General features: G+C 72.4%; 23 protein-coding genes. 11 read left to right on the top strand and 12 right to left on the bottom strand.

Annotated elements, in window-relative coordinates; translation table 11 throughout:
• Positions 1–3: 3 nt before the first annotated feature.
• The 3 genes from B4V04_RS07965 to B4V04_RS07955 are packed head-to-tail and all read right to left on the bottom strand — an operon-like array spanning position 4 to position 2,519.
• Entirely contained in the window at positions 4–687 is a 684-nt protein-coding gene (locus B4V04_RS07965; protein WP_498230656.1) for a PHP domain-containing protein, read from the bottom strand.
• Positions 688–735: 48 nt separating this feature from the next.
• A complete protein-coding gene (locus tag B4V04_RS07960) occupies positions 736–1,002 on the bottom strand; it encodes a DUF7513 family protein (protein ID WP_498230654.1) in 267 nt (88 codons plus the stop codon).
• A complete protein-coding gene (locus tag B4V04_RS07955) occupies positions 999–2,519 on the bottom strand; it encodes a Na+/H+ antiporter NhaC family protein (RefSeq protein WP_498230843.1) in 1,521 nt (506 codons plus the stop codon). The genes B4V04_RS07960 and B4V04_RS07955 overlap by 4 nt, the downstream gene beginning before the upstream one ends.
• A 422-nt stretch (positions 2,520–2,941) precedes the next feature.
• On the opposite strand from B4V04_RS07955, the gene B4V04_RS07950 reads away from it, so the two are divergent.
• The 4 genes from B4V04_RS07950 (at position 2,942) to B4V04_RS07935 (ending at position 5,709) form a co-directional block, all read left to right on the top strand.
• Entirely contained in the window at positions 2,942–3,412 is a 471-nt protein-coding gene (locus tag B4V04_RS07950; RefSeq protein WP_498230653.1) for a 30S ribosomal protein S15, read from the top strand.
• A 106-nt stretch (positions 3,413–3,518) separates the two neighbouring features.
• Complete coding sequence (locus B4V04_RS07945; protein ID WP_498230652.1) at positions 3,519–4,736, top strand: exonuclease RecJ; 1,218 nt, start codon at positions 3,519–3,521, stop codon at positions 4,734–4,736.
• Positions 4,733–5,065 carry a KEOPS complex subunit Pcc1 gene (locus B4V04_RS07940; protein WP_498230650.1) on the top strand — a complete coding sequence of 111 codons (333 nt, stop codon included), beginning with the start codon at positions 4,733–4,735 and terminating at the stop codon, positions 5,063–5,065. Before B4V04_RS07945 ends, B4V04_RS07940 begins: the two co-directional genes overlap by 4 nt.
• Complete coding sequence (locus B4V04_RS07935; RefSeq protein WP_498230648.1) at positions 5,062–5,709, top strand: 30S ribosomal protein S3ae; 648 nt, start codon at positions 5,062–5,064, stop codon at positions 5,707–5,709. Before B4V04_RS07940 ends, B4V04_RS07935 begins: the two co-directional genes overlap by 4 nt.
• Before the next feature lie 93 nt (positions 5,710–5,802).
• Here B4V04_RS07935 and B4V04_RS07930 read toward each other — a convergent pair whose 3' ends face one another.
• Positions 5,803–6,414, bottom strand: a complete 612-nt coding sequence (locus B4V04_RS07930; RefSeq protein WP_498230647.1) for a GNAT family N-acetyltransferase — start codon at positions 6,412–6,414, stop codon at positions 5,803–5,805.
• A 201-nt stretch (positions 6,415–6,615) separates the two neighbouring features.
• Between B4V04_RS07930 and B4V04_RS07925 the strand changes: the two genes are divergently transcribed.
• Together B4V04_RS07925 and B4V04_RS07920 are read left to right on the top strand one after the other, a co-directional pair.
• Positions 6,616–6,894 carry a DNA-directed RNA polymerase subunit L gene (locus B4V04_RS07925; RefSeq protein ID WP_144799483.1) on the top strand — a complete coding sequence of 93 codons (279 nt, stop codon included), beginning with the start codon at positions 6,616–6,618 and terminating at the stop codon, positions 6,892–6,894.
• Between the two features lie 132 nt (positions 6,895–7,026).
• Positions 7,027–8,055: a glycosyltransferase family 4 protein gene (locus tag B4V04_RS07920; RefSeq protein WP_498230841.1), complete on the top strand. Its 1,029-nt coding sequence runs from the start codon at positions 7,027–7,029 to the stop codon at positions 8,053–8,055.
• A gap of 33 nt (positions 8,056–8,088) precedes the next feature.
• Here B4V04_RS07920 and B4V04_RS07915 read toward each other — a convergent pair whose 3' ends face one another.
• Positions 8,089–8,409 (bottom strand): DUF7510 family protein, encoded by a 321-nt coding sequence (locus B4V04_RS07915; protein WP_498230645.1) that lies wholly within the window; start codon positions 8,407–8,409, stop codon positions 8,089–8,091.
• 191 nt (positions 8,410–8,600) lie between these two features.
• Between B4V04_RS07915 and B4V04_RS07910 the strand changes: the two genes are divergently transcribed.
• The 4 genes from B4V04_RS07910 to B4V04_RS07895 all read left to right on the top strand — a co-directional run bounded on the left by B4V04_RS07910 (position 8,601) and on the right by B4V04_RS07895 (position 12,995).
• Positions 8,601–9,875 (top strand): Single-stranded DNA binding protein, encoded by a 1,275-nt coding sequence (locus B4V04_RS07910; protein ID WP_498230643.1) that lies wholly within the window; start codon positions 8,601–8,603, stop codon positions 9,873–9,875.
• Positions 9,872–11,512, top strand: a complete 1,641-nt coding sequence (locus tag B4V04_RS07905) for an RPA family protein (RefSeq protein ID WP_498230641.1) — start codon at positions 9,872–9,874, stop codon at positions 11,510–11,512. Before B4V04_RS07910 ends, B4V04_RS07905 begins: the two co-directional genes overlap by 4 nt.
• Positions 11,512–12,333 (top strand): metallophosphoesterase, encoded by an 822-nt coding sequence (locus B4V04_RS07900; protein ID WP_498230639.1) that lies wholly within the window; start codon positions 11,512–11,514, stop codon positions 12,331–12,333. The genes B4V04_RS07905 and B4V04_RS07900 overlap by 1 nt, the downstream gene beginning before the upstream one ends.
• An 83-nt stretch (positions 12,334–12,416) precedes the next feature.
• Positions 12,417–12,995: a putative phosphothreonine lyase domain-containing protein gene (locus tag B4V04_RS07895; protein ID WP_498230637.1), complete on the top strand. Its 579-nt coding sequence runs from the start codon at positions 12,417–12,419 to the stop codon at positions 12,993–12,995.
• A gap of 27 nt (positions 12,996–13,022) precedes the next feature.
• Here the strand turns inward: B4V04_RS07895 and B4V04_RS07890 are convergent, their stop codons facing one another.
• The 4 genes from B4V04_RS07890 to B4V04_RS07875 form a co-directional block, all read right to left on the bottom strand.
• A complete protein-coding gene (locus tag B4V04_RS07890) occupies positions 13,023–13,493 on the bottom strand; it encodes a PhlB family protein (RefSeq protein WP_498230636.1) in 471 nt (156 codons plus the stop codon).
• The gene (locus B4V04_RS07885; RefSeq protein WP_498230635.1) at positions 13,490–14,650 is read right to left on the bottom strand and encodes a thiolase family protein; all 1,161 of its coding nucleotides are present in this window, start codon (positions 14,648–14,650) and stop codon (positions 13,490–13,492) included. The genes B4V04_RS07890 and B4V04_RS07885 overlap by 4 nt, the downstream gene beginning before the upstream one ends.
• Positions 14,651–14,726: 76 nt before the next feature.
• Positions 14,727–17,021 carry a DNA mismatch repair endonuclease MutL gene (gene mutL, locus B4V04_RS07880; protein WP_498230633.1) on the bottom strand — a complete coding sequence of 765 codons (2,295 nt, stop codon included), beginning with the start codon at positions 17,019–17,021 and terminating at the stop codon, positions 14,727–14,729.
• A gap of 74 nt (positions 17,022–17,095) precedes the next feature.
• On the bottom strand, positions 17,096–18,127 hold the full coding sequence (locus tag B4V04_RS07875; RefSeq protein WP_498230632.1) for a glutathione S-transferase family protein: 1,032 nt from the start codon (positions 18,125–18,127) through the stop codon (positions 17,096–17,098).
• A gap of 132 nt (positions 18,128–18,259) precedes the next feature.
• On the opposite strand from B4V04_RS07875, the gene B4V04_RS07870 reads away from it, so the two are divergent.
• Entirely contained in the window at positions 18,260–19,528 is a 1,269-nt protein-coding gene (locus tag B4V04_RS07870; RefSeq protein WP_498230630.1) for an NAD(P)/FAD-dependent oxidoreductase, read from the top strand.
• A gap of 39 nt (positions 19,529–19,567) precedes the next feature.
• On the opposite strand, the gene B4V04_RS07865 is transcribed toward B4V04_RS07870, so the two are convergent.
• The 3 genes from B4V04_RS07865 to B4V04_RS07855 form a co-directional block, all read right to left on the bottom strand.
• Positions 19,568–20,008, bottom strand: a complete 441-nt coding sequence (locus tag B4V04_RS07865; RefSeq protein WP_144799494.1) for an Hsp20/alpha crystallin family protein — start codon at positions 20,006–20,008, stop codon at positions 19,568–19,570.
• A 3-nt stretch (positions 20,009–20,011) separates the two neighbouring features.
• Positions 20,012–20,167: a DUF7559 family protein gene (locus tag B4V04_RS07860; RefSeq protein WP_186311012.1), complete on the bottom strand. Its 156-nt coding sequence runs from the start codon at positions 20,165–20,167 to the stop codon at positions 20,012–20,014.
• A 62-nt stretch (positions 20,168–20,229) separates the two neighbouring features.
• Positions 20,230–21,699: a sensor histidine kinase gene (locus tag B4V04_RS07855; RefSeq protein WP_498230628.1), complete on the bottom strand. Its 1,470-nt coding sequence runs from the start codon at positions 21,697–21,699 to the stop codon at positions 20,230–20,232.
• Between the last annotated feature and the right edge of the window lie 127 nt (positions 21,700–21,826).

Raw genomic sequence — 21,826 nt, 5'->3', positions numbered from 1 at the left:
GGTCTACCGCAGCGCGTCGAGCGCGCGGAGCGCGCGGCGCTTGGCGCCGCCGCCGAACTGGCGGAGCGAGATGCGCCACGGGGTCCGCTTCCCGACGACGCTGGTCCGACCGTCGCGGATCGCGGAGAGGATCGCGTCGGCCGAGTGCTCGTCGGCGCCGACCTCGGTCACCGCCTGCCCGACCATCTCCGAGATGTGAGCGTCGCTGCCGGCGGTCATCGGGATCCGATTCCGGAGCGCGAACTTCTCCGCCTGTCGGTTCGAGCGCCCGGTGAACAGCCGGGAGTTGTACACCTCGATGGCGTCGGCGCCCGCGAGCTGCTCGTCGGTGATGTGGGCGGCGACGCCGTGGCGGGACTTCTGGAAGGGGTGGGGGACGACCGCGATCCCGCCCTGGTCGCGGATCCGGTCGAGCGTCTCGTCGAAGGGGAGCCCGCTCTCGACGCGCTCGTCGATTCCGAACGCGAGCACGTGGCCGACCGCGCAGGTCACCTCCATGCCGACGATGCCGACGAGCCCGTATTCGGGGGCCTTCTCGGCCGCCTCGATGCTGGCGTCGATCTCGTCGTGGTCCGTGACGGCGAGCGCGTCCAATCCGACCGCGGCCGCCTGCTCCAACAGGAGATCAACCGGGTCGCGCCCGTCGTAGGACAGCGCGGAGTGCGCGTGGAGCTCGACCGATAGCACGCTCGTTTCTTCGATACTCGTCTTAAAAAGCGCCCCGGTCCGCGGCGGTCAGAACGCGCTCTCGCCGACCGTCTCGCGGTAGGTCCCGGTGCCGCGATGGGCTCCCTCGTCCCACGTCTCGACCGCGACCCGGACGCGGGTGTCGAGCGCGTCGTCGGGCGCCCCCTCGATGCGGAGCGTCGAGTCGCCGATTCGGGCGACCGTCTCGCCGCCCGCGTCGCCGGTGACCATCACCTCGATCACGTCGCCGGGCTCGTAGTCGGGGGTCGACCCGCGGAACGACCAGCCGGCGAGGAACTTCTCGAAGCGGCTCATGCGCGGGACACCTCCTCGGAGATCCGGTCGGGGATGTACTCCCGACCGAAGCCGGTGACCGCGGCCAGCAGGAAGACGACGACGAGGAACCAGCCGTGGAACACGTACGGCACCACCTCGATCGGGTTGACGACCATCTCCGGCCCGTACTGCTCGCCGAGCCCGTCGGGCCCGACCATCACCTGGTAGCCGACGAGGACGCCGCCGGCCCACGGGAAGATGTAGCCGAGCGCCGAGGTGTTGGCGTCTAAGATGTTCGCGCGCCGGTAGCCGTTGATGTTGAACTTCTCGCCGATCCGGGCGATGTAGGGGGCGATCGCGATCTCCGCGGCCGTGTTGATCGTGATCATCCCGTTGATCGCCGCCGTGCCGAGCACCATCGTCACCTCGGCGCGGCGGACGGTGGTCGCGACCGAGTCGAGCAGGAACTCCAGGATCGCCGCGAAGCCGCCGCCGCGGATCATGATCTGCGCCATCGCCACGATGAGCAGGGTCAGCACGATGAGCGGGAAGAAGCCGATCGCGCCCGAGTAGAGGCTCCCGCCAACGCCCGCGGTCTCGCCGACCTGCACGAACGGGAGCGCCGCGGCGGGCGTGGGATCAGTCGTCGTGAACACGAGGATGTCGGCGACCGACGAGAGGCCGAACGCGAGGTTGAACGCGATAGCGACGATCAGCCCCCACGAGATCGCCTCCACGATGTGGCGGCCCGCGACCGCCGTCGCGATGACGACGCCCATCGAGATCAGGTGGACCAGCCCGGGCGCCGTCGCCGACTCGCGGAGCGCGGCCGCGCCCTCCAGGCTCGCGCCCGAGAGGACCGAGCCCATGATCAGGTACGCGGCGAAGGCGGGCACCGCGGCGATGAGCGCGTACTTGAACCGCGAGGCGACGACGCCGCCGATGTCGGCGTCCTGCGTCACCGCGCTCACGATCGTCGTGTCGCTCACGGGCGCGAGGTTGTCGCCGAAGACGGCGCCCGAGAGGATCGCGGCGAACAGCAGCACCGGGTTCGCGCCGATGAGGACGCCGGCCGGGAAGAACAGCGTCACGAACGCGACGGTCGCGCCGTACCCCGTCCCGATTCCGGTCGCGAGCAGCCCGCAGAGGACGAACGCGGCCGCGGGGAAGGTGGTCGCGCCGACGTTCAGCGCGTCGGCCGCGAAGATGAGCCCCTCGACGAAGCCGCCGACCTGCAGCGTCTCGGCGAACATCCCGGCCCACAGCCACGCCACGATCGCGGTCGCGGCGACGCGCTGGGTCATCCCCTCGAAGATGGTGTCGGCGTACGCCTTCCAGTCGCCGCGCGCGAAGAACATCCCGAGGATGGTCCCGACGAGCGCGCCGACGACGAGGCCGTTCGTGTCGCCGATCCCGAGGACCCCGCTCTGGACGATCGCCCAGACGATGAAGAAGGCGATCGGCACCGTGCTCGCCCACTTGCCGCCGTAGAACTCGATCCGCGGCTCGTTCGTCGACGGCGACTCGTCTTCGAACCCGCCGTCGGTGACGGGCACCGGATCGCCGTCTCGTGGTTCCTCGCGGGTACGATTCGCCGAATCGTCGTCTGGTGGGTCGATCACGTGTCTCACCTACGCACCCGGTGACGGACGATCCACCTAAACCCTCCTTTCTCACGCCGCCCGTCCGACGGTCGATCGGTTTCGGTCCCGCCGCACGGCGATCCACAAGAACACGCTTAAGAACCCCGACGGCGACGTCACGAACGGGAACAGCACAGCTGCAGATCCGACGCGCCGGGGCCTCTTCGCCCGCGGCTTGGGAATGTAGCAGTGCACCGACGCCTCCGGCGTCGCGGCCCGGGCCGGTCCGCTCGCGCGGATCGGGCCGCGGGATCGCTCGCTCGACGCGAGCGCCCGACAGCCGCGCCGCGCGGAGCCGCGGTCACGTTGTGGTTGTGCCGTTCCAATTTCAGACAATGGCACGAATGCACACGCGCCGTCGCGGTTCGTCCGGTTCGGACAAGCCGGCGACGGACGAGAACCCGGAGTGGAGCGACGTCGACGCCGAGGACATCGAGTCCCGCGTCGTCGAACTGGCGGAGCAGGGCCACGACCCCAGCGTCATCGGCCTCAAGCTGCGTGACGAGGGCGTCAAGGGCGTTCCGGTGCCCGACGTGAAGCTGGCGACCGGCAAGAAGCTCACCGAGATCCTCGAGGAGCACGACGCCGCCGCGGAGTACCCCGAGGACCTCCGCAAGCTGATGGAACGCGCCGTCCGCCTCCGCGAGCACATGGCGGAGAACGGCCAGGACTACCAGAACAAGCGCGCGCTCCAGAACACCGAGTCGAAGATCCGCCGCCTCGCGAACTACTACCGCGGCGACGAGATCGACGAGGAGTTCACGTACACGTACGAGCTCGCCGCCGAACTCGTCGGCGACGAGTAAGCTCCGACGAGACCGACGAACCGACAGTAACCGAAGACGCGCGACGCACTGAACCACGACGAATCGCCCGCACACGACAGCCGCCCACGACCGCACCACCCGACCCATGACAGAAGCGACGACCGCCACGCCCGCCCCCGACGCCCTCGCCGACGTCCTCGCAGACGCGCCGTTCGCCCGGCTCGTCGCGACCGACGACGGTGACGCGCTGGCAGCCGCGGGACTGCTCGCCCGGGCGCTGCGAGCCGTCGGCACGCCGTTCCAGGTCCGGGTCTCGGCCGATCCGGTCCCCGACGACGCCGGCGACGGCGTCGCGGTGACCGTCGGCGCCGCGCGCGGTCCGCACGCGATCCCCGGCGCCGGACGACCGGCGAGCGCGGACGCGTTCGCGGTCGCGCGCGCGCTCGGCGTCGAGCCGGACCCCGTCGTCGCCCTCGCGGGCGTCGTCGCGGCCGGCTCCGTCCCCGGAACGGACGGTTCCGGCGACGCGCTCGCCGTCGCCGAGGCGTCGGAGCGCGTCCGCCGGCGACCCGGCGTCGCGATCCCGACCGCGGACCTCGCGGACGGCCTCGCGGCCTCGACGCTCGTTCGGACGCCGTACTCCGGCGACCCCGAGGCCGCGCGCGCCGCGCTGGCGGCGCTCGGGCTCCCGGCCGACCTCGACGACGACGCCCACCGACGCCTCGCGTCGCTGGTCGCCGTCGACGTCGCGGACGCGGACGGGGCGAGCGCGCGGGCCGCCTCGGCGGTCGAGCGCGCCCTGCGCCCGTACGCGACGGACGGCCCGTTCGAGACGGTCGGCGGCTACGCCGACGTGCTCGACGCGCTCGCCCGCGAGGCCCCCGGCACGGGGGTCGCGCTGGCGCTCGACGCCGATCCGAGCGACAACCTCACGACCGCCGCGCTCGGCGCGTGGCGGTCGCACGGGCTGGCGGCGCACCGCGCGCTCGACGCCGCGACGACCGGCCGGTACGACGGCTGCGTCGTCGTCCGCGTCGACGTCGCGGGGGCGAGCGACGGCCTCGGAGACGGCGACGCCGCGGGCGACGCGGCCGCCGTCCTCCCGACCGTCGCCCGGCTCGTCCGCGACTTCCGGTCGCCCGAGCCGGTCGCGATCGCGGTCGACGAGACCGCGGGTCGGCTGGCCGCCGCGGCGGTCGAGCCACTCGGGCTCGGCGACGCCTGCCGGTCGGCGGCGGCCGAGGTCGGCGGCGACGGCTGGGGGACCGCCGAGCGCGGCGGGCTCGCGGTCGGCGCGGCCGAGGAGGGCGAGACCGACGGCGACATCACGAGCGCGCTCGCCGCGCTCAGGGAGGCGCTATGAGCGGGGACGAGCCGCGGACCGACACCGACGAGACGCGGGGCGACGGGGCGATCCGGACGGCGACCGTCCGGACGACCCACGCCGACGCCGCCCTCGTCGCCGCCGCGCTCGCCCCGGACGAGACCGACTCGATGGCCACCCGCGTCGACGGCGACGCGATCGAGTGCGCGATCGAGCGGCCCACCACCGGCGGCCTGCGGTCGACCGTGGACGACCACGTCGTGAACCTACGCGTCGCAGACCGAATCGTCGAGCGCGCGAGGGACCACCTCGCGGCCGACGACGGAGCGCGCCGCTCCGACACCAACGGCGACACCACCAACACATGAGCGAACGATCCGTATCCAAGAGCAGAGAACAGAAGCGCTGGTACACCGTGCTGGCGCCCGAACAGTTCGACCGGCAGGAGCTCGGCGAGACGCTCGCCGAGGAGCCCGACCAGGTCGTCGGCCGCACGATCACGACGACGCTCGGCGAGCTCACCGGCGACTCCGGCGCGAACAACACGAAGCTGACGTTCAAGATCACCGACGTCGGCAGCGACACGGCGTACACCGAGTTCATCACGTACGAGCTCACGCGGGACTACCTGCGCTCGCTCGTCCGCCGCGGCGCCTCGAAGGTCGAGGCGTCGATCACGGTGCTGACGACGGACGACTACCGCATCCGCGTCCAGCCCGTCGCGCTGACGACGAAGAAGGCGGACCGCTCCCAGGAGAAGGCGATCCGCCGCGTCATGATCGACAAGGTCCACGCGGCCGCCGAGGAGCGCACCTTCGAGGCGTTCGTCGACGCGATCGTCGAGGGGAACCTCTCCTCGGCCATCTACGGCGAGGCGAAGCTTATCTACCCGCTGCGCCGCGTCGAGGTCCAGAAGCTGACGCTGGAGGCGCGCCCGTCCGAGGTCGCCGCCGAGGAGGAGGCGTCCGTCGACGTCGACGCCGAGGAAGTGGCCGTCGACGCCGACGAGTAACGCGTCACCGAGCGCACCCGACCGACTTCTCCGTTTATCATACGCGTAGCGGCGGCGCCGGCGAGTCACCGCTGTGGACCGTGCGTAACGCGATCACTCCACGGGTCGCGTCAGCTGCTCGCGGTACGGTTCGAATCCCCGTTTCTCGTAGAAGGCGAGCGCCCGTTCGTTGTCGACGTCGACGTCGAGCCGAAGCTCGTCGCAATTCCGCTCGCGTGCGTCGACCGCCGCGCGCTCCATCAGCCGATCGGCGAGCCCGATCCCGCGGTACGCCGCCGAGACGTAGAGGTCCCCGACGACGAGTCGGTCGGGGCGGTCGAACACGACGGGACACGCGTCGACGCCGGTCGAGACGAACGCGACGAGGTCCCGGTCCGGGTCGGGGACGCCCGGAGGCGCGGGGTCGGCGGGATCGAGCGACCGGGGATCCGCGCCTCCGGGAGTCGAGGAACCGAGAGCCGAGGAACCGCCGTCGCCGCTCGGTCCGCTCTCGACGGCGACCGACACGACCCAGAGCCGGTAGTCGTCCTCGCGCAGTCGGTCGAGTCGGAACGCGGTCTCCTCGGCGATCAGCTCCCCGTCGGGTCGGTCGGCGAGGGCGTGGCCGTCGACAGTTTCGGCGAGGGCGCGGTGATACGGAAGCCACAGCTCGGCCGCGTGCCGCGCCGCGGCGGCCCGGGTGGCCGGCAGTCGTCGGAGACGCATACGCCGGTGATCGACGCCGGCGACATACGCGTTCGGGTCGCGTCCGAGTCACAGTCGGCCCGCGTGCGGGTCGCGTCCGAGTCGCGTCTAGGCCGCGTGCGGGTCGCGTTCGAGTCGCGTCTAGGCCGCGTGCGGGTCGTCCGCATCCGCCGAGATCCGGGAGACGAAAGCTTGAAACGCCGCTCGCCCGACCGCAAGAGTATGGAACTGCGGGTCATCGAGAAGACCGACACGGAACTCCGCATCGAGATCGCCGGCGAGGACCACACGTTCATGAACGTGCTGAAGGGCGTCCTGCTGGAGACGGACGGCGTCGCGGCCGCGACCTACGACATGAACCCCGAGCAGTCCGGCGGCCAGACGGAGCCGGTGCTGACGGTGAAATCCGAGTCAGACGACCCGCTCGACCTGCTCGCCGACGCCGCGGCGGCGATCACCGAGCGGACGGGCTCCCTGCGCGACGCCGTGCGGGCGGCCTGAACCGGGGTCACTGAGTTTTTCGAGCGTCTTTTCGTTCCGTTTTCCCGCCCCGACAGCCCCCCGCTCGGTCGAACGAGGGGCATACCTAAGTGCCGACTCAAGAAACGGGGAGGTATGCCACCGAGCGTACTCATGCTGGGATGGGGGTACCCGCCGAACATCACCGGCGGGCTCGACGTCCACGTCGGCGAACTGTTCTCCGGGCTCCGCGACGACCTCGGGGTGGAGGCCACCCTCGTGTTGCCCGCGGAGTTCGCTCCGGACGACGAGCCCGGCCTCGAACCGGTGGAGACGGGCGACGGCGACATCGCCGCCCGCATCGAGCGCCTCAGCGACCGGTTCGCGGAGCTGGCGCCCGACCACGACGTGATCCACACGCACGACTGGTTCGGTTACGCCCCGGGACGACAGGCCGCCCGCGCGTCGGACGCGACGTGGGTCTCGTCGTTCCACTCGCTGGCGAGCGACCGCAACATCGACCCGCCGAGCCGCGAGGTCGAGACCGAGCGCCGGCTCGCGAACGCCGCCGACACGAACATCGCCGTCAGCGAGATCGTCCGCGGGGATATCAGGGAGCTGTACGACGCCGACTCCCGCGTCGTGTACAACGGCTTCTCGACGCCGAAGTTCTCCGGCAAGGACGTCCGCGAGGACCTCGGCATCGACGGCGAGATGCTGTTCTTCGTCGGGCGCCACACCGACCAGAAGGGGATCTCCCACCTGCTGTACGCGATGAAGAAGCTCCGCGGGCGCGACGTCACCCTCGTCGTCGGCGGGTCGGGCCACCAGACGGACCAGCTGAAGCGGTTCGCCGAGCTCGTCGGCATCGAGGACCGCGTCGAGTTCGTCGGCTACGTCCCGGAGGCGGAACTGGGCGACTACTACGCCGCCTCGGACGCGTTCGTCTCCCCATCGTACGCGGAGCCGTTCGGGATCACGATCACGGAGGCGCTGGAGGCGGGCACGCAGGTCGTCGCGACCCCCTCGGGCGTCGCCGAGGTGCTCCCCGACGACTGCCTCGTGGAGGTCGAGACGGACTCGGAGTCGATCGTCGACGGGCTCATCGAGGCGCTCGACCGGGAGGAGCCGCCGCAGTACGAGCGCCGGGAGTGGCTGGACGTGGCGGAGGACACGCTGGCGGTGTACGAGGACGTGGCGTAGGTCGCGGACCGCCGACTCACCGCTCTTCGGGACCTACTCCTCGTCGCCGCGGTACGCGTCGAACTCCGTCGCCGGCTCGGGGTGGCTGATCCGGAACCCCTCGGCCGTCTCGACCACGCCGCGGGTGCTGCCGGCGGTGCCGCCGTACGGGCTCTCCTCGCCGTCGACCCCGCTCGCGCCCTGATACGGCGAGGTGTACGGGGACCCCGAGACGGGCTCGTCGAACCCCTCCGGCGGGAGGTAGATCCGCTCGCCGCCCTCCGACCGGACGACGACCCCGACGTCGCGGGTGCCGGTCACGTCGATGACGGTTCGCTCCCCCGTGACGCGCGCGTCGATGTTGACTTCGTCCATACCGCACGGTGCGAACGGGGACGGTTTAGCAGTACCGGCCGCGGTACCCGATCGTCGCCGGGGACGGTCTGCCCGGGCCGCTCGGGCCGCCCAAGCCGACCGGACTGACCGGACCGACCGCGTCGCCCCGCGCGCCGCGACCGCCCCCGGGTGGTGAATCCTTTTGTGCGGTCGCGTCGAAGTCGGTTCCGATGGACGTCAACAGCCATGCCGAGGAGCTCGCCTCCGACCTCGGCGTCGACAAAGAGGAGGTCAAAGCCGACCTGGAGAACTTACTGGAGTACAGCGTCCCGATCGACGAGGCGAAACAGAGCGTCCGCCGGAAGCACGGGGGCGGCGGGGGAGGCTCGACCCCGACCCCCGACGCCGTCGACGTGGGCGAGATCACCACCGACCACGACGGCGTGACGGTCACCGTGCGCGTGCTCACGCAGGGGACGCGGACGATCCGCTACCAGGGCGACGACCTCACGATCCGCGAGGGAGAGATCGCCGACGAGACGGGCGTCATCTCCTACACCGCCTGGCAGGACTTCGGGTTCGAACCGGGCGACTCCCTGACGATCGGCAACGCCGGCGTCCGGGAGTGGGAGGGCGCGCCGGAGCTCAACCTCAACGACTCCACCACCGTCGCCATCGCGGACGAGCCGGTCGAGGTGGATCGCGAAGTCGGCGGCGACCGCAACCTCGTCGACATCGCCGCTGGCGACCGCGGGCGCAACGTCGAGGTCCGCGTGCTGGAGGTCGACGAGAAGACGATCTCCGGGCGCGACGGCGAGACGGAGATCTTAGAGGGCGTCGTCGGCGACGCGACCGCGAAGCTCCCGTTCACCGACTGGCAGCCGCGACCGGAACTGGAGCCGGGCGCCGACCTCCGGATCGAGGACGTGTACGTCCGCGAGTTCCGCGGCGTCCCCTCGCTCAACCTCACCGAGTTCTCGACGGTCACCCCCCTCCCCGACCCCGTCGAGGTCGCCGAGGACGCCCCCCGCCTCTCGGTCGGCGAGGCGGTCGCCTCCGGCGGGATGTTCGACGTCGAGGTCGTCGGCAACGTCTTGGAGATCCGGGACGGCTCCGGGCTCATCGAGCGCTGTCCCGACTGCGGCCGCGTGGTCCAGAACGGCCAGTGCCGGAGCCACGGCGACGTCGACGGCGAGGACGACCTGCGCGTGAAGGCGATCCTCGACGACGGCACCGACACCGTCACCGTCGTCCTCGACGACGAGCTCACCGCCGAGGTGTACGGCGGCGGCCTCGAGGACGCCCTCGACGCCGCGAAGGACGCGATGGACAAGGAGGTCGTCGCCGAGGAGATCGCCGACTCGCTCGTCGGGCGCGCCTACCGCGTCCGCGGGAACCTCTCCGTCGACGACTACGGGGCCAACCTCGACGCGAGCGAGTTCGAGCTCGCGGACGACGACCCCGCCGACGCCGCCCGCGCCGCGCTCGCGGAGGTGGGCGAATGAGCGACGACGGACCGGGCGCCCGCGAGGTCGCCCACCGGCTGTTCGCCGCCGAGTTCGACGACGCCTCCCTCTCGTACTCCGAGAGTGACGAGGAGCGCGCCCCGAACTACGTCGTCACGCCGACCGGCGCGCGCGTGAACCGGCTGTTCGTCGCCGGGGTGCTCACCGAGGTCGAGCGCGTGAACGACGAGACGCGCCGCGGCCGGGTGGTCGACCCCTCCGGCGCATTCGTCACCTACGCCGGCCAGTACCAGCCCGAGGCGCAGGCGTTCTTAGAGCGCGCCGACCCGCCGTCGTTCGTCGCGCTCACGGGGAAGGCGCGCACCTTCGAGCCCGAGGACTCCGACCGGGTGTTCACCTCGGTCCGGCCCGAGAGCCTCAACGAGGTCGACGCCGACACCCGCGACCGCTGGGTCGTCTCCGCCGCCGAGGCGACGCTCGACCGGCTCGCCGTCTTCGCCGAGGCCCTCGACTCGGACCTCCGCGGCGACGAGCTCCGCGCCGCCCTCGAATCCGGCGGCGCGCCGGCGTCGCTGGCGGCGGGGATCCCGAAGGCGATCGACCACTACGACACCTCGACGGCGTACGTCGAGGCGGTCCGGCGGCTCGCCGTCGACGCGCTGGAGCTGATCGCCGGCGACCGCGACGAGGTCCGGGCGCTCGACCTCGCCCCGGACGCGGGCGGCGAGAGCGACATCGGCGCGCTCCCGGAGACCGACGTGACGATCGAGGCCCCGACCGGGGCCGCGGCGCCGTCGGGAGACGGCGAGGCGAGCGTCGAGGCCGAATCGGCCGACGAGCCCGAAGCGCCTGACGAGGCCGAGCCGACCGCTGCCGGCGACGCCGAGGCGGCCGCGGTCGACGACGACGGAGAGTCCGAGCGGATCGAGTCGACAGACGCGACCGAAGCCGAGGAGAGCGACGCGACTGTCGCCGCGGAAAGCGGCGGGGGCGGGGTCACGGGAGCCGACGCGAGCGCCGAGACTGCGGAGTCCGCCGCCGCCGGAGACGACGGACTCGGCGACTTCGAGGCCGGGGGCGACGACGAGGACGACAGCGACACCACCGAAGGGGCGCTCGACGACGCTGAAGCCACGGCCGACGCGGAAGCCACGGCCGACGCGGAAGCCACGGCAGAACCGGACGCCGCCGATCCCGAGACCGACGAGATGTACGAGCTCGACGAGGCGGAGCGCGAGGAGATCGAGTCCGAGTTCGGCACCGACTTCGCGACCGGCTCCGAGGTCGACGAGCCCGGGGAGGCCGATATCGACGTGCCGGACCCAGAGGAACTGCAGGAGACGCCCGAGGACGCCGCGGCGGCCGACCTCGACGTCGACGGAGCCGAACCGACCGACGACGACGGTTCGGACGACGAGACGGACGCGGCCGGTGAGACGGAGGCGACCGGAGAGTCGGAAGACGGCGCGGCCGCCGAGGACGTCGACCTCGAGGACGCCGTCATCGACGCCATGGCCGCGCTCGACGACGGCGACGGCGCCGACCGCGAGGCGGTCGTGGACCGCGTGGTCGACGAGCACGGCGTCGCCGCCGACGCGGTCGAGGACGCGATCCAGGACGCGCTGATGAGCGGGAAGTGCTACGAGCCCGGCGACGGCGTGCTCAAGCCGATCTGATGGCGCGGGGCGAGGCGGCTACCGTCGAACCGGTCGTCGGCGAGCCGGCCGCCGTGGCCGACCTCGGCGGCGAGCGCGCGCTGCTCGTCGCCGACGTTCACGCCGGCATCGAGGTCGGCCTCCGCTACGAGCGCGGCGTCGAGCTCGACGACAGGGCCGACGAGCGCCGCGAGCGGCTCTGCGCGCTCCTCGCCGAGACCGACGCCGACCGGCTCGTCGTCCTCGGCGATCTCGCGCACCGCATCGCGGCACCGGAGGGCGACGAGCGCGAGGAGCTGGAGACCCTGATCCGGGCCGTGACCGACCGGGTCCCGATGACGCTCGTCGAAGGGAACCACGACGCGGGCGTCGCCGAGGCGTTCGCCGACGACCTCGACGTGATCGGGGCCGGCGGCGGCGTTATCGGAGGCGGAGGCGTCCGCGAAGCGGACGGAGAGAGCAGCCGGACCGGCCGCGTCGCGGTCCTCCACGGCCACACGTGGCCGGATCCGGCGCTGCTCGACGCCGACGTGGTGTGTATGGGCCACGAGCACCCGCAGGTCCGGCTGGAGGACGCGGTCGGCGGCTCGCGCGTGGAGCGCGCGTGGCTCCGCGGTCGGCTCGATCCGGCGGCGTTCGTCGATGACGACGGTTCGACGGCGACCGCCTCCGGCGACCCGCCCGAGCTCGTCGTCTTCCCGGCGTTCAACGAGCGCTCCGGGGGGACGTGGGTGAACGTCGACGGGCAGTCGTTCCTCGCGCCGTTCCTCCCCGACGCGCTCCCGGCGGGCGACGCGTACCTGCTCGACGGGACTCGGCTCGGCGACTTCCGGCGGATCTGAGGGCGGCGGTCGAGCGCGCCGACCCGTTTCCTCGCCGCGCTCCGCGCCGAGAGCGTTTTCTCCCGGGAGACGGAACGCGAACCATGGTCACCGACCGCGCACCGACCGAGATCGACGAGGCGGGGTGGCACTGGCTCCGAGTCAAGGGCGTGACGGGGTTCCCGCGGGAGGCCCGCGACGGTTACTTCCCGAGACACGACGTGACGCGGCCGGCGGCGACGACAGAGGCGGACCTCCCGGCGGTCGAGGAGAGCGAGGAGGGATCGCTCCCGGCCGACGCCGAGACCGTCGCCGACGCGGACCGGCTCGCCCTCGAGACGACGTATCTAAGCGGGAAGTGGCTCGTCGAGCGCCCGGCTGAGACGGTCGACGACCTCTGGGAGGCGGTGGTCGACGACGTCGCGGCCGAGCGGTTCTGGGACGCGAAGGTCACGACCCGGGCGGGGTGCGAGGCGTTCGGCGAGACGGACCACGCCGTGCTCGTGTTCACGCCCAACTACTTCGACCGGGAGGACGTCGACCGGGTGCGACGCCGGCTCAGGGAGGCCCACGGGGTGGCCGAGGCGATCCGGTACCGGCCCGACGTGTACACGCTCGACGGGGTCCACGAGGAGCGGCTCGGCGGGCTCACCGACTCGGCGGCGTCGCGGTTTCGGGCCTGAGAGGCCGTTGCGAGGCGGGCCGTCTAGCTACTCGACCGGCCGGAACCGGAAGCCGTCCCACTCCTGGCTCTCCGGCTCGCGGATCCCCGCGCCCGGCTCCCGGAGGTCGTCGGCGTAGACCGGTTCGACGCGGTCGCCGATGTCGACGTCGACGTCGCCGGACTCGCCGGCGTCGTCAGCGTCCGGGCGCGGCGCGACCTGCCCGAGCGCCCGGACCACCGGGCCGTCGTACTCCTCGCCCATGTCGAACTCGACGATCGCGAGGGTGTTGGGCTCGCGGACGCCCGGCGGCGTCGCCGTCGACGTCGTCCACGTGACGATGCGAGCCTCGCGCTCGCGGAGGTCGACCGTCCCGACGCGCTCGGCGCCGTTCGGGCTCACGGTGTGGGGCGGGTAGGTGACCGTCCCGTCCGCGTACTCGGCCGCCTCGAAGGTCGGTTCGGCGCTCGGTGCCTCCTCGTCGCTTCCGGCCGTCTCCGTGGTCTCGTGCTCGCTCATTTGCTTCCCTCCAGAATCGCGGTGGTCACGCAGTTCCCGAACCCGCCGACGTTGCAGGCGAGGCCCGTGTCGGCCTCGACCTGCCGCGGACCGGCGTTTCCAGTGACCTGCTGATATATCTCGTACACCTGTGCGACGCCGCTGGCCCCGAGCGGGTGGCCCTTCGATTTGAGCCCGCCGGAGGTGTTGATCGGGAGGTCGCCGTCGCGGTCGGTGACGCCCTCCTCGACCGCCCTCCACCCCTCGCCCTTCTCGAAGAAGCCGAGGTCCTCGCTCTGGAGGAACTCGAGGATCGTGAACATGTCGTGGAGCTCCGCGACGTCGACGTCGTCCGGGCCGATCCCGGCCATCTCGTAGGCGATCTCCGAGGAGTCGACGACGCCGCCCATCGTCGTCGGGTCCGCGCGCTCGTGGACGACGTGGGTGTCGGTCGCGCCGCCGATCCCCGAGATCACCGCGTACTCGTCTTCCGGGGCGTACTCCTCGGCGACGGACTCGGGACAGAACACGAGCGCCGCGGAGCCGTCCGTGATCGGACAGAAATCGTACAGCCGGAGGGGGTCGGCGACGACCGGCGAGTCGAGCACCGTGTCGAGATCGACCTCCTTCTGAAACTGCGCGTGGGGGTTGTCCACGCCGTTCCTGTGGTTCTTCACCGCGACCTTGCCGAGGCTCTCGCGCGGCGCGTCGTACTCGTCGAGGTACAGGCGGGCGGTGAGCCCCGCGAAGGAGGGGAGCGTGACGCCGTGCTTGTACTCGACCGGGTGCGTGAGCGACGCGATCACGTCGGTCGCCTCCGACGTCGTCCGGTGGGTCATCTTCTCGCCGCCGACGAGCATCGTCACGTCGCTCGCGCCGGAGGCGACCGACTGCCACGCGGCGTACACGCCCGCGCCCCCCGACGAGGAGGTCTGGTCGATCCGGGCGGTGTACGCCCCCGTGGCCGCCAGGTCGTGAGCGAGCGCGTTCGGGACGCCGGTCCGTCCCTCGAACTCGCCGCTGGCCATGTTCGAGACGTACAGGTGATCGAGGTCGTCGCCGTCGATGCCGGCGTCGTCGAGCGCGGCCGCGCCCGCCTCCGCCAGCAGCTCCTGGACCCAGGCGTCGCGCTGCCCGAACCGGGTCATCGACGCGCCGATGATCGCTACGCGTTCCATACCCGTGGGTCCACGGCGCCCGCCTAAAGCGTACCTCTCTGCGGTCGCCCGGGAAGCGAAGGCCGTCCCCGCCGGGTCACTCCGCGCGCCGACCGGCGTGCCCGGGGTAGTCGCGCTCGAAGCGCGACCCGATCTCCTCGTGGTCGAGCCGGATCACGACCGGGCGCCCGTGCGGGCAGGCGTACGGGTTCTCGCAGGCGTCGAGCCGGTCGAGCAGGTCGACGACCCGCCCCTCCGTCAGCGAGGTGTTCCCGGTCACGGAGGGGTAACACGCCAGGTCCGCGAGCAGCTCGTCGACGACGTCGGTAACCGGCTCCTCGCCCTGGGTGGCGTCCCCGACGAACGCCGAGAGGACGTCCCGCAGGAGGTCCGGATCGAGCGCGGCGTCGAAGACGGCCGGGACCGACTCGACGGCCACTTCGCGCTCTCCCGCGCGCTCGGCGCGGAACCCGATCTCGGCGAGATCGCCGGCGAAGTCGTCGAACAGCGCCGCCTCCCGCGCGGTGAGCTCGACGCGGACCGGCTCCGCGAGCGCCTGCGCGTCGGCGCCGTCGGCGAAGGCCTCCCGCAGGCGCTCGTAGTTCACCCGCTCGTCGGCCGCGTGCTGGTCGATCAGCACGAGCCCGTCCGGCGCCTCCGCGACGACGTACGTCTCGTGGAGCTGTCCGAGCACCCGCAGCGGCGGGAGGGAGTCGAAGCTCCGCTCCGCGGCCTCGGTCGTGTCGCCGGCGAGGGTCCGCTGGGCGGTCGCGGTCGAGCGCGGCTCGGTCGCCGGCTGCCGTCGCTCGTTCGGCGCGCCGTCGACATCGTCAGACGCGCCGACAACGTCGTCGGATGCGCCGGCGACGCCGTCGATTCCGGAATCGGTGACGCCGTCGGCCGGCGGATCGGCGCCGGCGTCGGCTTCGCCGTCACCGAATCGGCCGAGCCCGTCCCCCTCCCCGGCGGCGGTCTCGGCGGCCATCGCCCCGTCGTCTCCCTCGCTCCCCCCTCCGTCGTCCGGCTCCGACTGCCAGCTCCGCGGCGAGGGGCGGTCGGTAGAGAGGTCGTGAGAGCCGGTGGACTCGCCGAGTCCGGCGGAGTCGGAGGTGGAACCGCCGGCGTCGACGGCGCCGTCCGAGCCCGCGTCGCCGACGGCCCACGCGTCCTCGTCCGTCGGATCGAGCTCGGCCGCGCCGGTCGCGGGCCCCTCGGATCCCCCTGCGTCGCCCCCGTCGCCGTCGCGCCCGTCGAGCGCCGCGCGCTCGTGGTCGGTCCCGGCGCCGCCGACGGCCTCGGCCTCCGGGCCCTCCGGGTTGATCTCGGTCTGGTCCGGGGCCGACTGCCCCCGCGGCGCGGTCGAGCGGATCAGCCCGTGATCGAGCAGCGCCGCCTCGACCGCCTCCTCGACGGCGGCGCGAACGGCGGGCTCCTCGTCGAACCGGACCTCCAGCTTCCGGGGATGGACGTTCACGTCGACGTCGCCGGGCGGCACCTCGACGAACAGCACCGCGAAGGGGTAGCGATCCGGGGCGAGCTGGCCGCCGTACGCCTCCAGCACCGCCTCGCGGAGCGCGCTCGCGGTGACGTACCGGTCGTTGACGTAGGTGGCGAGGTACTCGCGAGTCGAGCGCGTCGTCTCCGGATGCGAGACGAGGCCGGTGACGCGGCGGACCGGGGGGTCTGTGGCCGAACCGCCCGGCTCCCACTCCACGTCCACCATCGCCTCCGCGACCTCGCGGCCGTACACGGCCAGCACGGCCGACCGGAGGTCGCCGTTCCCCTCGGTCGCGAACGTCTCGCGGCCGTCGTGTTCCAGCGACACCGCGACGTCGGGGTTCGCGAGCGCGTAGCCGGTGACGACCGTGTTGACCCGGTCGAACTCGGTGGCCGTCCGCTTGAGGAACTTCTTGCGGGCGGGAGTGTTATAAAAGAGGTCCGCGACCTCGACGGTCGTCCCCTCGGGGCAGCCCGCGGGCCGGACTTCGCCGACCTCGCCGCCGTCGACGCCGATCTCTGCGCCCGCGTCTGCGCCCGGCGGACGCGACCGGACGGTGAGCCGCGAGACCGCGCCGACGGTGTACAGCGCCTCGCCGCGGAAGCCGAGGGTGCCGACGCCGCGGTCGAGGTCCTCGATGTCGCCGATCTTCGAGGTGGCGTGCTCCGCGACCGCGGCCTCGAGCTGGTCCGCCGGGATCCCCACGCCGTCGTCCCGGACGCGGACCCCCTCGGTGCCGCCGGCCTCGACCGACACGGCCACGCGCGTCGCGCCGGCGTCGAGGCTGTTCTCGATCAGCTCCTTGACGACGCTCGCCGGGCGCTCGACGACCTCGCCGGCCGCGATGCGCTGGACGGTGCGCTCGTCCAACCGCTCGATGTTCGGCGGCTCCATTGCTTACCCTCCGGTGGGACGAGCGCGCACTTGAAGCCGTTGTCGCCGCGGTCGGCGGGTGCCCGGCCGTCGGCTCAGTCGTCGGCGGTCGGCGTCGGCGCCTCGCCGCCGAGCCGATCGCGGTCGTGCGGCGCCTCCCAGTCGAGGTCCGGGCCGCGCGCGACGATCCCAGAGGGGGTCACGTCCGGATGGGTCGTGTAGTAGTGCTCCTTGATGTGGTCCATGTTCACCGTCTCGGCGACCCCCTCGGTCTGGTAGAGGTCGCGGAGGTACGGCCAGAGGTGCTCGTACTGGTGAATGAACTTCCTGTTGCACATGAAGTGGGTGTGGTACACCTGGTCGAACCGGACCAGCGTGGTGAACATGCAGAGGTCGGCCTCGGTGAGAGAGTCGCCGACGAGGTACCGCTGGTCGGCCAGATGGTCGTTCCAGCGGTCGAGCGCGCCGAACAGCTCGTCGATCGCCTCGTCGTACGCGTCCTGCGACGTCGCGAAGCCGGCGCGGTACACCCCGTTGTTGACCGGCTCGTAGATCTCGGTGATCACCTCGTCGACGTCGGCGACGGTCGCCTCGTCGTCGTCGCCGGGCAGCAGCGAGACGCCGTTGCCGAGGTCGTCGAACGCGGTCGAGAGGGTTCGGAGGATCTCGCGGGACTCGTTGTTGACGATCGTCTCCTCCTCGGTGTCCCACAGCACGGGCACGGTCACCCGGCAGGTGGCGTCGGGGTCGGCCGCGACGTACAGCTCGCGGAGGTAGTCGCTGTCGCGGAGCTTGTCGGGCGTACAGCCCGCCTTCTCGGGGGTGAACTGCCAGCCGTCCTCGGCGCGGTACGGGTCCACGACCGAGACGCCGATGGCGTCCTCCAGGCCGAGCAGCGACCGCGCGAGCAGGGCGCGGTGCGCCCACGGGCAGGCGTAGGAGACGTACAGGTGGTACCGGCCGGCCTCCGGTTGGAACCGCTCGTCCGGCTCGGCGTCGACGTGGCCCGGCACGTCGCTGCCGGCGACCCAGTTCCGGAACGTCGTCTCGCCGCGCTGGAACGAGCCGTCCTCGTCGGTCGCCTCGTACGCGTCCGTTCGCCACTCGCCGTCGACGAGTTGATTCATACCGGATTCACGGGCTCGACGCCCATAACGTGGGCGGGGACGTGCGTGTCACCCGGCCGGCGAATCGGCTCCGCGCTCGCGTCGGTGGCGTCCCGGCGCCACCGTTAACTCGCCTCCGCGAGAGGCGGGCGCATGACCCGAACCGCGCGAGAGGAACACGGAGATCCGCCCGCCGTCGCGGTCGTCGGCGGGGGCGCCGTCGGCGTCACAGCGGCCGCCGACCTCGCGGCCCGCGGGGCCGACGTGACCCTCTACGAGCGCGGCTCGCTCGGGAGCGAGAGCTCCGGGCGCGCCGCCGGCGTGCTGTACGACGCGTACGCCGAGGACGTCGACGCCGCGCTGGCCGCCCGCGCGATGGAGCGGTTCCGAGCGTTCGACCGGTCGCTGCCCGGCTTCGCCTTCGAACCGTGTCCGTACGTGATCGCGGTCCGCGAGGGCGACTCGGACGCCGACGCCGTCCCCGCGATGGTCGATCGGATGCGCTCGCACGGACGCGACGTCTCCGTGGTCGACCCCGCGGCGCTCGCCGACCGGTTCCCGATCGCGACCGACGACCTCGCGGTCGCCGCGGTCGCCGAGAACGCGGGCCGGTGCGACCCCGAGAGCTACGTCGCGGCGATGGGGCGACGGGCGCGCCGCGAGGGCGTCGCCGTCGAGACGGAGACGGCCGTCTCGCTGACCGAGGGCGATCCCGCGGTGCTCCGGGTCGACGCGGCGGGCGGGAGCGACGCCGAGACCGGCGCGTTCGACGCGGTCGTCGTCGCCGCCGGCGCGCGCACCGCGGCCGTCCTCGCCGACGCCGGGATCGCGGTCCCGGTCGTCCCCTACCGGGTGCAGGCGCTGACGAGCGCGGTCGCCTACGACGGCCCGATGGTGTACGACGCGACCGCGGGCGTCTACGTCCGACCCCACCCGACCGGCCTGCTGGCCGGCGACGGCACCGAGCCGGTCGCGGCCGATCCCGACGGCTACGACCGCGAGGGCGACGGCTGGTTCGTCGACTCGGTCGCGGAGACGCTCTGCCAGCGCCTCGACGCCGTGAGCGGCGACGTGCCGGGCGCTGCGCCGGACGTCGAGCGCGCGTGGGCGGGCCTCTGCACGGCGACGCCGGACGGCGACCCGCTCGTCGGGCCGGTCAGCGGGACGGGAGACGCCGGGGACGGGCCCGACGACGACTGCGCGGACCGCCTGTTCGTCGCCGCCGGCTGGCAGGGCCACGGCTTCATGCGCGCGCCGGCGGTCGGGGAGCTCGTCGCCGAGGGGGTGCTGGCGTCGCTCGGGGGAGACGCCGAGGCTCCCGAGTCGCCGTGGATCGAGGCCTTCGACCCCGACCGGTTCGACGGCGACGAGGCGTTCGAGATCACGGAGGGGATGTCGGTGGAAGAGCGGGCGGGAGAGTGAGATCGGAGCGCGGGAGACCGCCGGGAGGCGGAAACGGTCTCAGTTCTCGTCGTCGGTCTCGTCGGCCTCGTCCTCCTCGACGACCGCGACGTCCCGCGCGTCGTCGTTCTTCGGGATCTCCACCTGCAGCGTTCCGTTGCGGGTCAGCGTCGCGTTCGCGCCCTGCGGCGTGACGTTCGCGTCGCGGGGGAGCTCCGCGCTCCCGGCGAGCGAGACGCCGCGTCCGGGGAACACCATCTCGTAGCCGTCGTAGAAGTCGCGGAACCGGTCCAGCTCGACCTCGACGGTGCGGTCGAGGAACGTCACGTTCAGGTCCTCGCCGCGGACGCCGGGGGCGTCGAAGACGACGAGGTAAGCGTCGTCGCTCTCGAGGAGGTCGTACGAGAGCGGCCGGCGCTCCTGCATCCTGCTCCACCCGCGGCCGACGCGCTCGAGGACGCGGCGGACGGCCGACCGGCTCGCCTCGACGAAGCCGCTCACGGGTTACACCTCGATCTCGGCGAGCTCGCTCCCGCCGCAGTACGGGCACGACAGGTCCCCGACCGCGTGGTCGTCGGGCACGTCGTACGTGTAGTGGTTCTCGAACATGTCGAGCTCGCAGTCGTCGCTCTCGCACTTGACCTCCATCGTCGATGGCATATACCGGACCGTTGTGGCGGCGAGGGCTTAAACGGCGTGGAGGCGGCGGGCGCGTCCCCGTCTCAGGCGGTCGGAGCGGTGTGCACCTCGATCCGCGCCCCGGGGTCGCCCTCGACCGCGTCGACGGTCCACCCGTGCGCCTCGGCGATCCGCGAGACGATGCCGAGCCCGAAGCCGGTCCCGTCCGCCGCGGTGGTAAAGCCCGCGTCGAACACGCGGTCGCGTTCGCCCTCCGGGATCCCCGGCCCGTCGTCGGCGACGAAGAACCCCCGTCCGTCGTCGAGCTCGCCGACGCGAACCGAGACGCCGTCGCCCCCGTGGTCGATGGCGTTTCGCGCGAGGTTCTCGAGCAGTTGGACGAGCCGCTCTCGGTCCGCCTCGACGGTCAGGTCAACGTCGGCGTCGAGCGTCGCCCCGTCCGTTTCGATCCCCGACCAACAGCGGTCGACGGCGGCGCCGAGGTCGACCGGCTCGGCGTCGGTCACCCGCTTCCCGTTTCGCGCCAGCGTGAGGAGCTGCTCGATCCGCTCTTCCATTCGGTCGTGCGCGCGAGCGGCGTGATCGAGGTCGGCGTCGTCGTGCCGCTCCCGCGCCAGTTCGACCCGTCCCTTCGCCACCGACAGGGGGTTTCGGAGGTCGTGGGAGACGACGCTGGTGAACGCCTCCAGCTCCCCGTTCCGCCGCTCCAGCTCCGCCTCGTACTCCTGCCGGTCCGTCACGTCCGTGATGAACCCCTCCAACACCGCGGTCCCGTCGACGGTCGACTCGACGAGACAGCCGCGCTCCCACACCCAGCGGACGCCGCCGTCTCGAGCGCGGATCCGATAGGTGATCTCGAACTCCTCTCCCGTGTCGATCGCCTCCTGGATGACCTCCCAGACCCGCTCGCTCTCGTCGGGATGGACGACGTCCGTCCCCCAGACGACCGCGTCGCTCGCGAGCTCCTCCGCGGTGTATCCCGTGATCGACTCGGCCTCGCCGCGGACGAGCTCCATCGGCCATCCCGGCGTGTTCCGGCAGCGGTACACGATCCCGGGGAGGTTGCCGATCAGCGTCTCCAGCCGCCGCCTGTCGCGTTCGCGGGCGCCTCCGCCGTCGCGGTCCCCGCCGTCCACCGCCGCGCGGACGCGGTCGAGAAGCGTCTCACCGTCGGCGGTCGGCCCCTCGTCGCCGTCCCCGTCGTCGCCGTCCGGCCCCCGCGACCGGTCGAGGGGAACGTACTCGGTGACGCCGGCCGCGACCGCCTCGCTCGCGACGCGCTCTGACCCCGACGCGGTCGCGAGCACGAACGGCGTCTCGGGGGCGCGGTCGCGGACGTCTCTGAGCAGTTCGACCCCGTCGCTCTCCGAGAGGTCGTACCCGGCGACGACGCAGTCGAACGGCTCCCGGCGCAGTCGCTCGATGGCCGAGTCCGGTCTCGGCTCGACCGCGATATCGAACTCGTCGTCCGCCCGGTCCGTGCCGAAGATACGGCGATCGCCGCTCTCCGGGACGCTGAGGAGGCGGACCGTCTCCTCGGCGGCGTCCGGCATGTCCGCTTCTTACCGGTCGACCGTATAATGGTTGGGGGGACGGTCCCAATCCGCTTCGGTCGGTTCGAACCCACCCCCGATCCCGAGGGGTCCGGTCGCACCGCGTCCTTCCGCACGCTTTTCCCGT

Source organism: Halorubrum sp. B52 (genome assembly GCF_059752555.1).
This window is presented reverse-complemented; position numbering and strand designations above follow the sequence as displayed.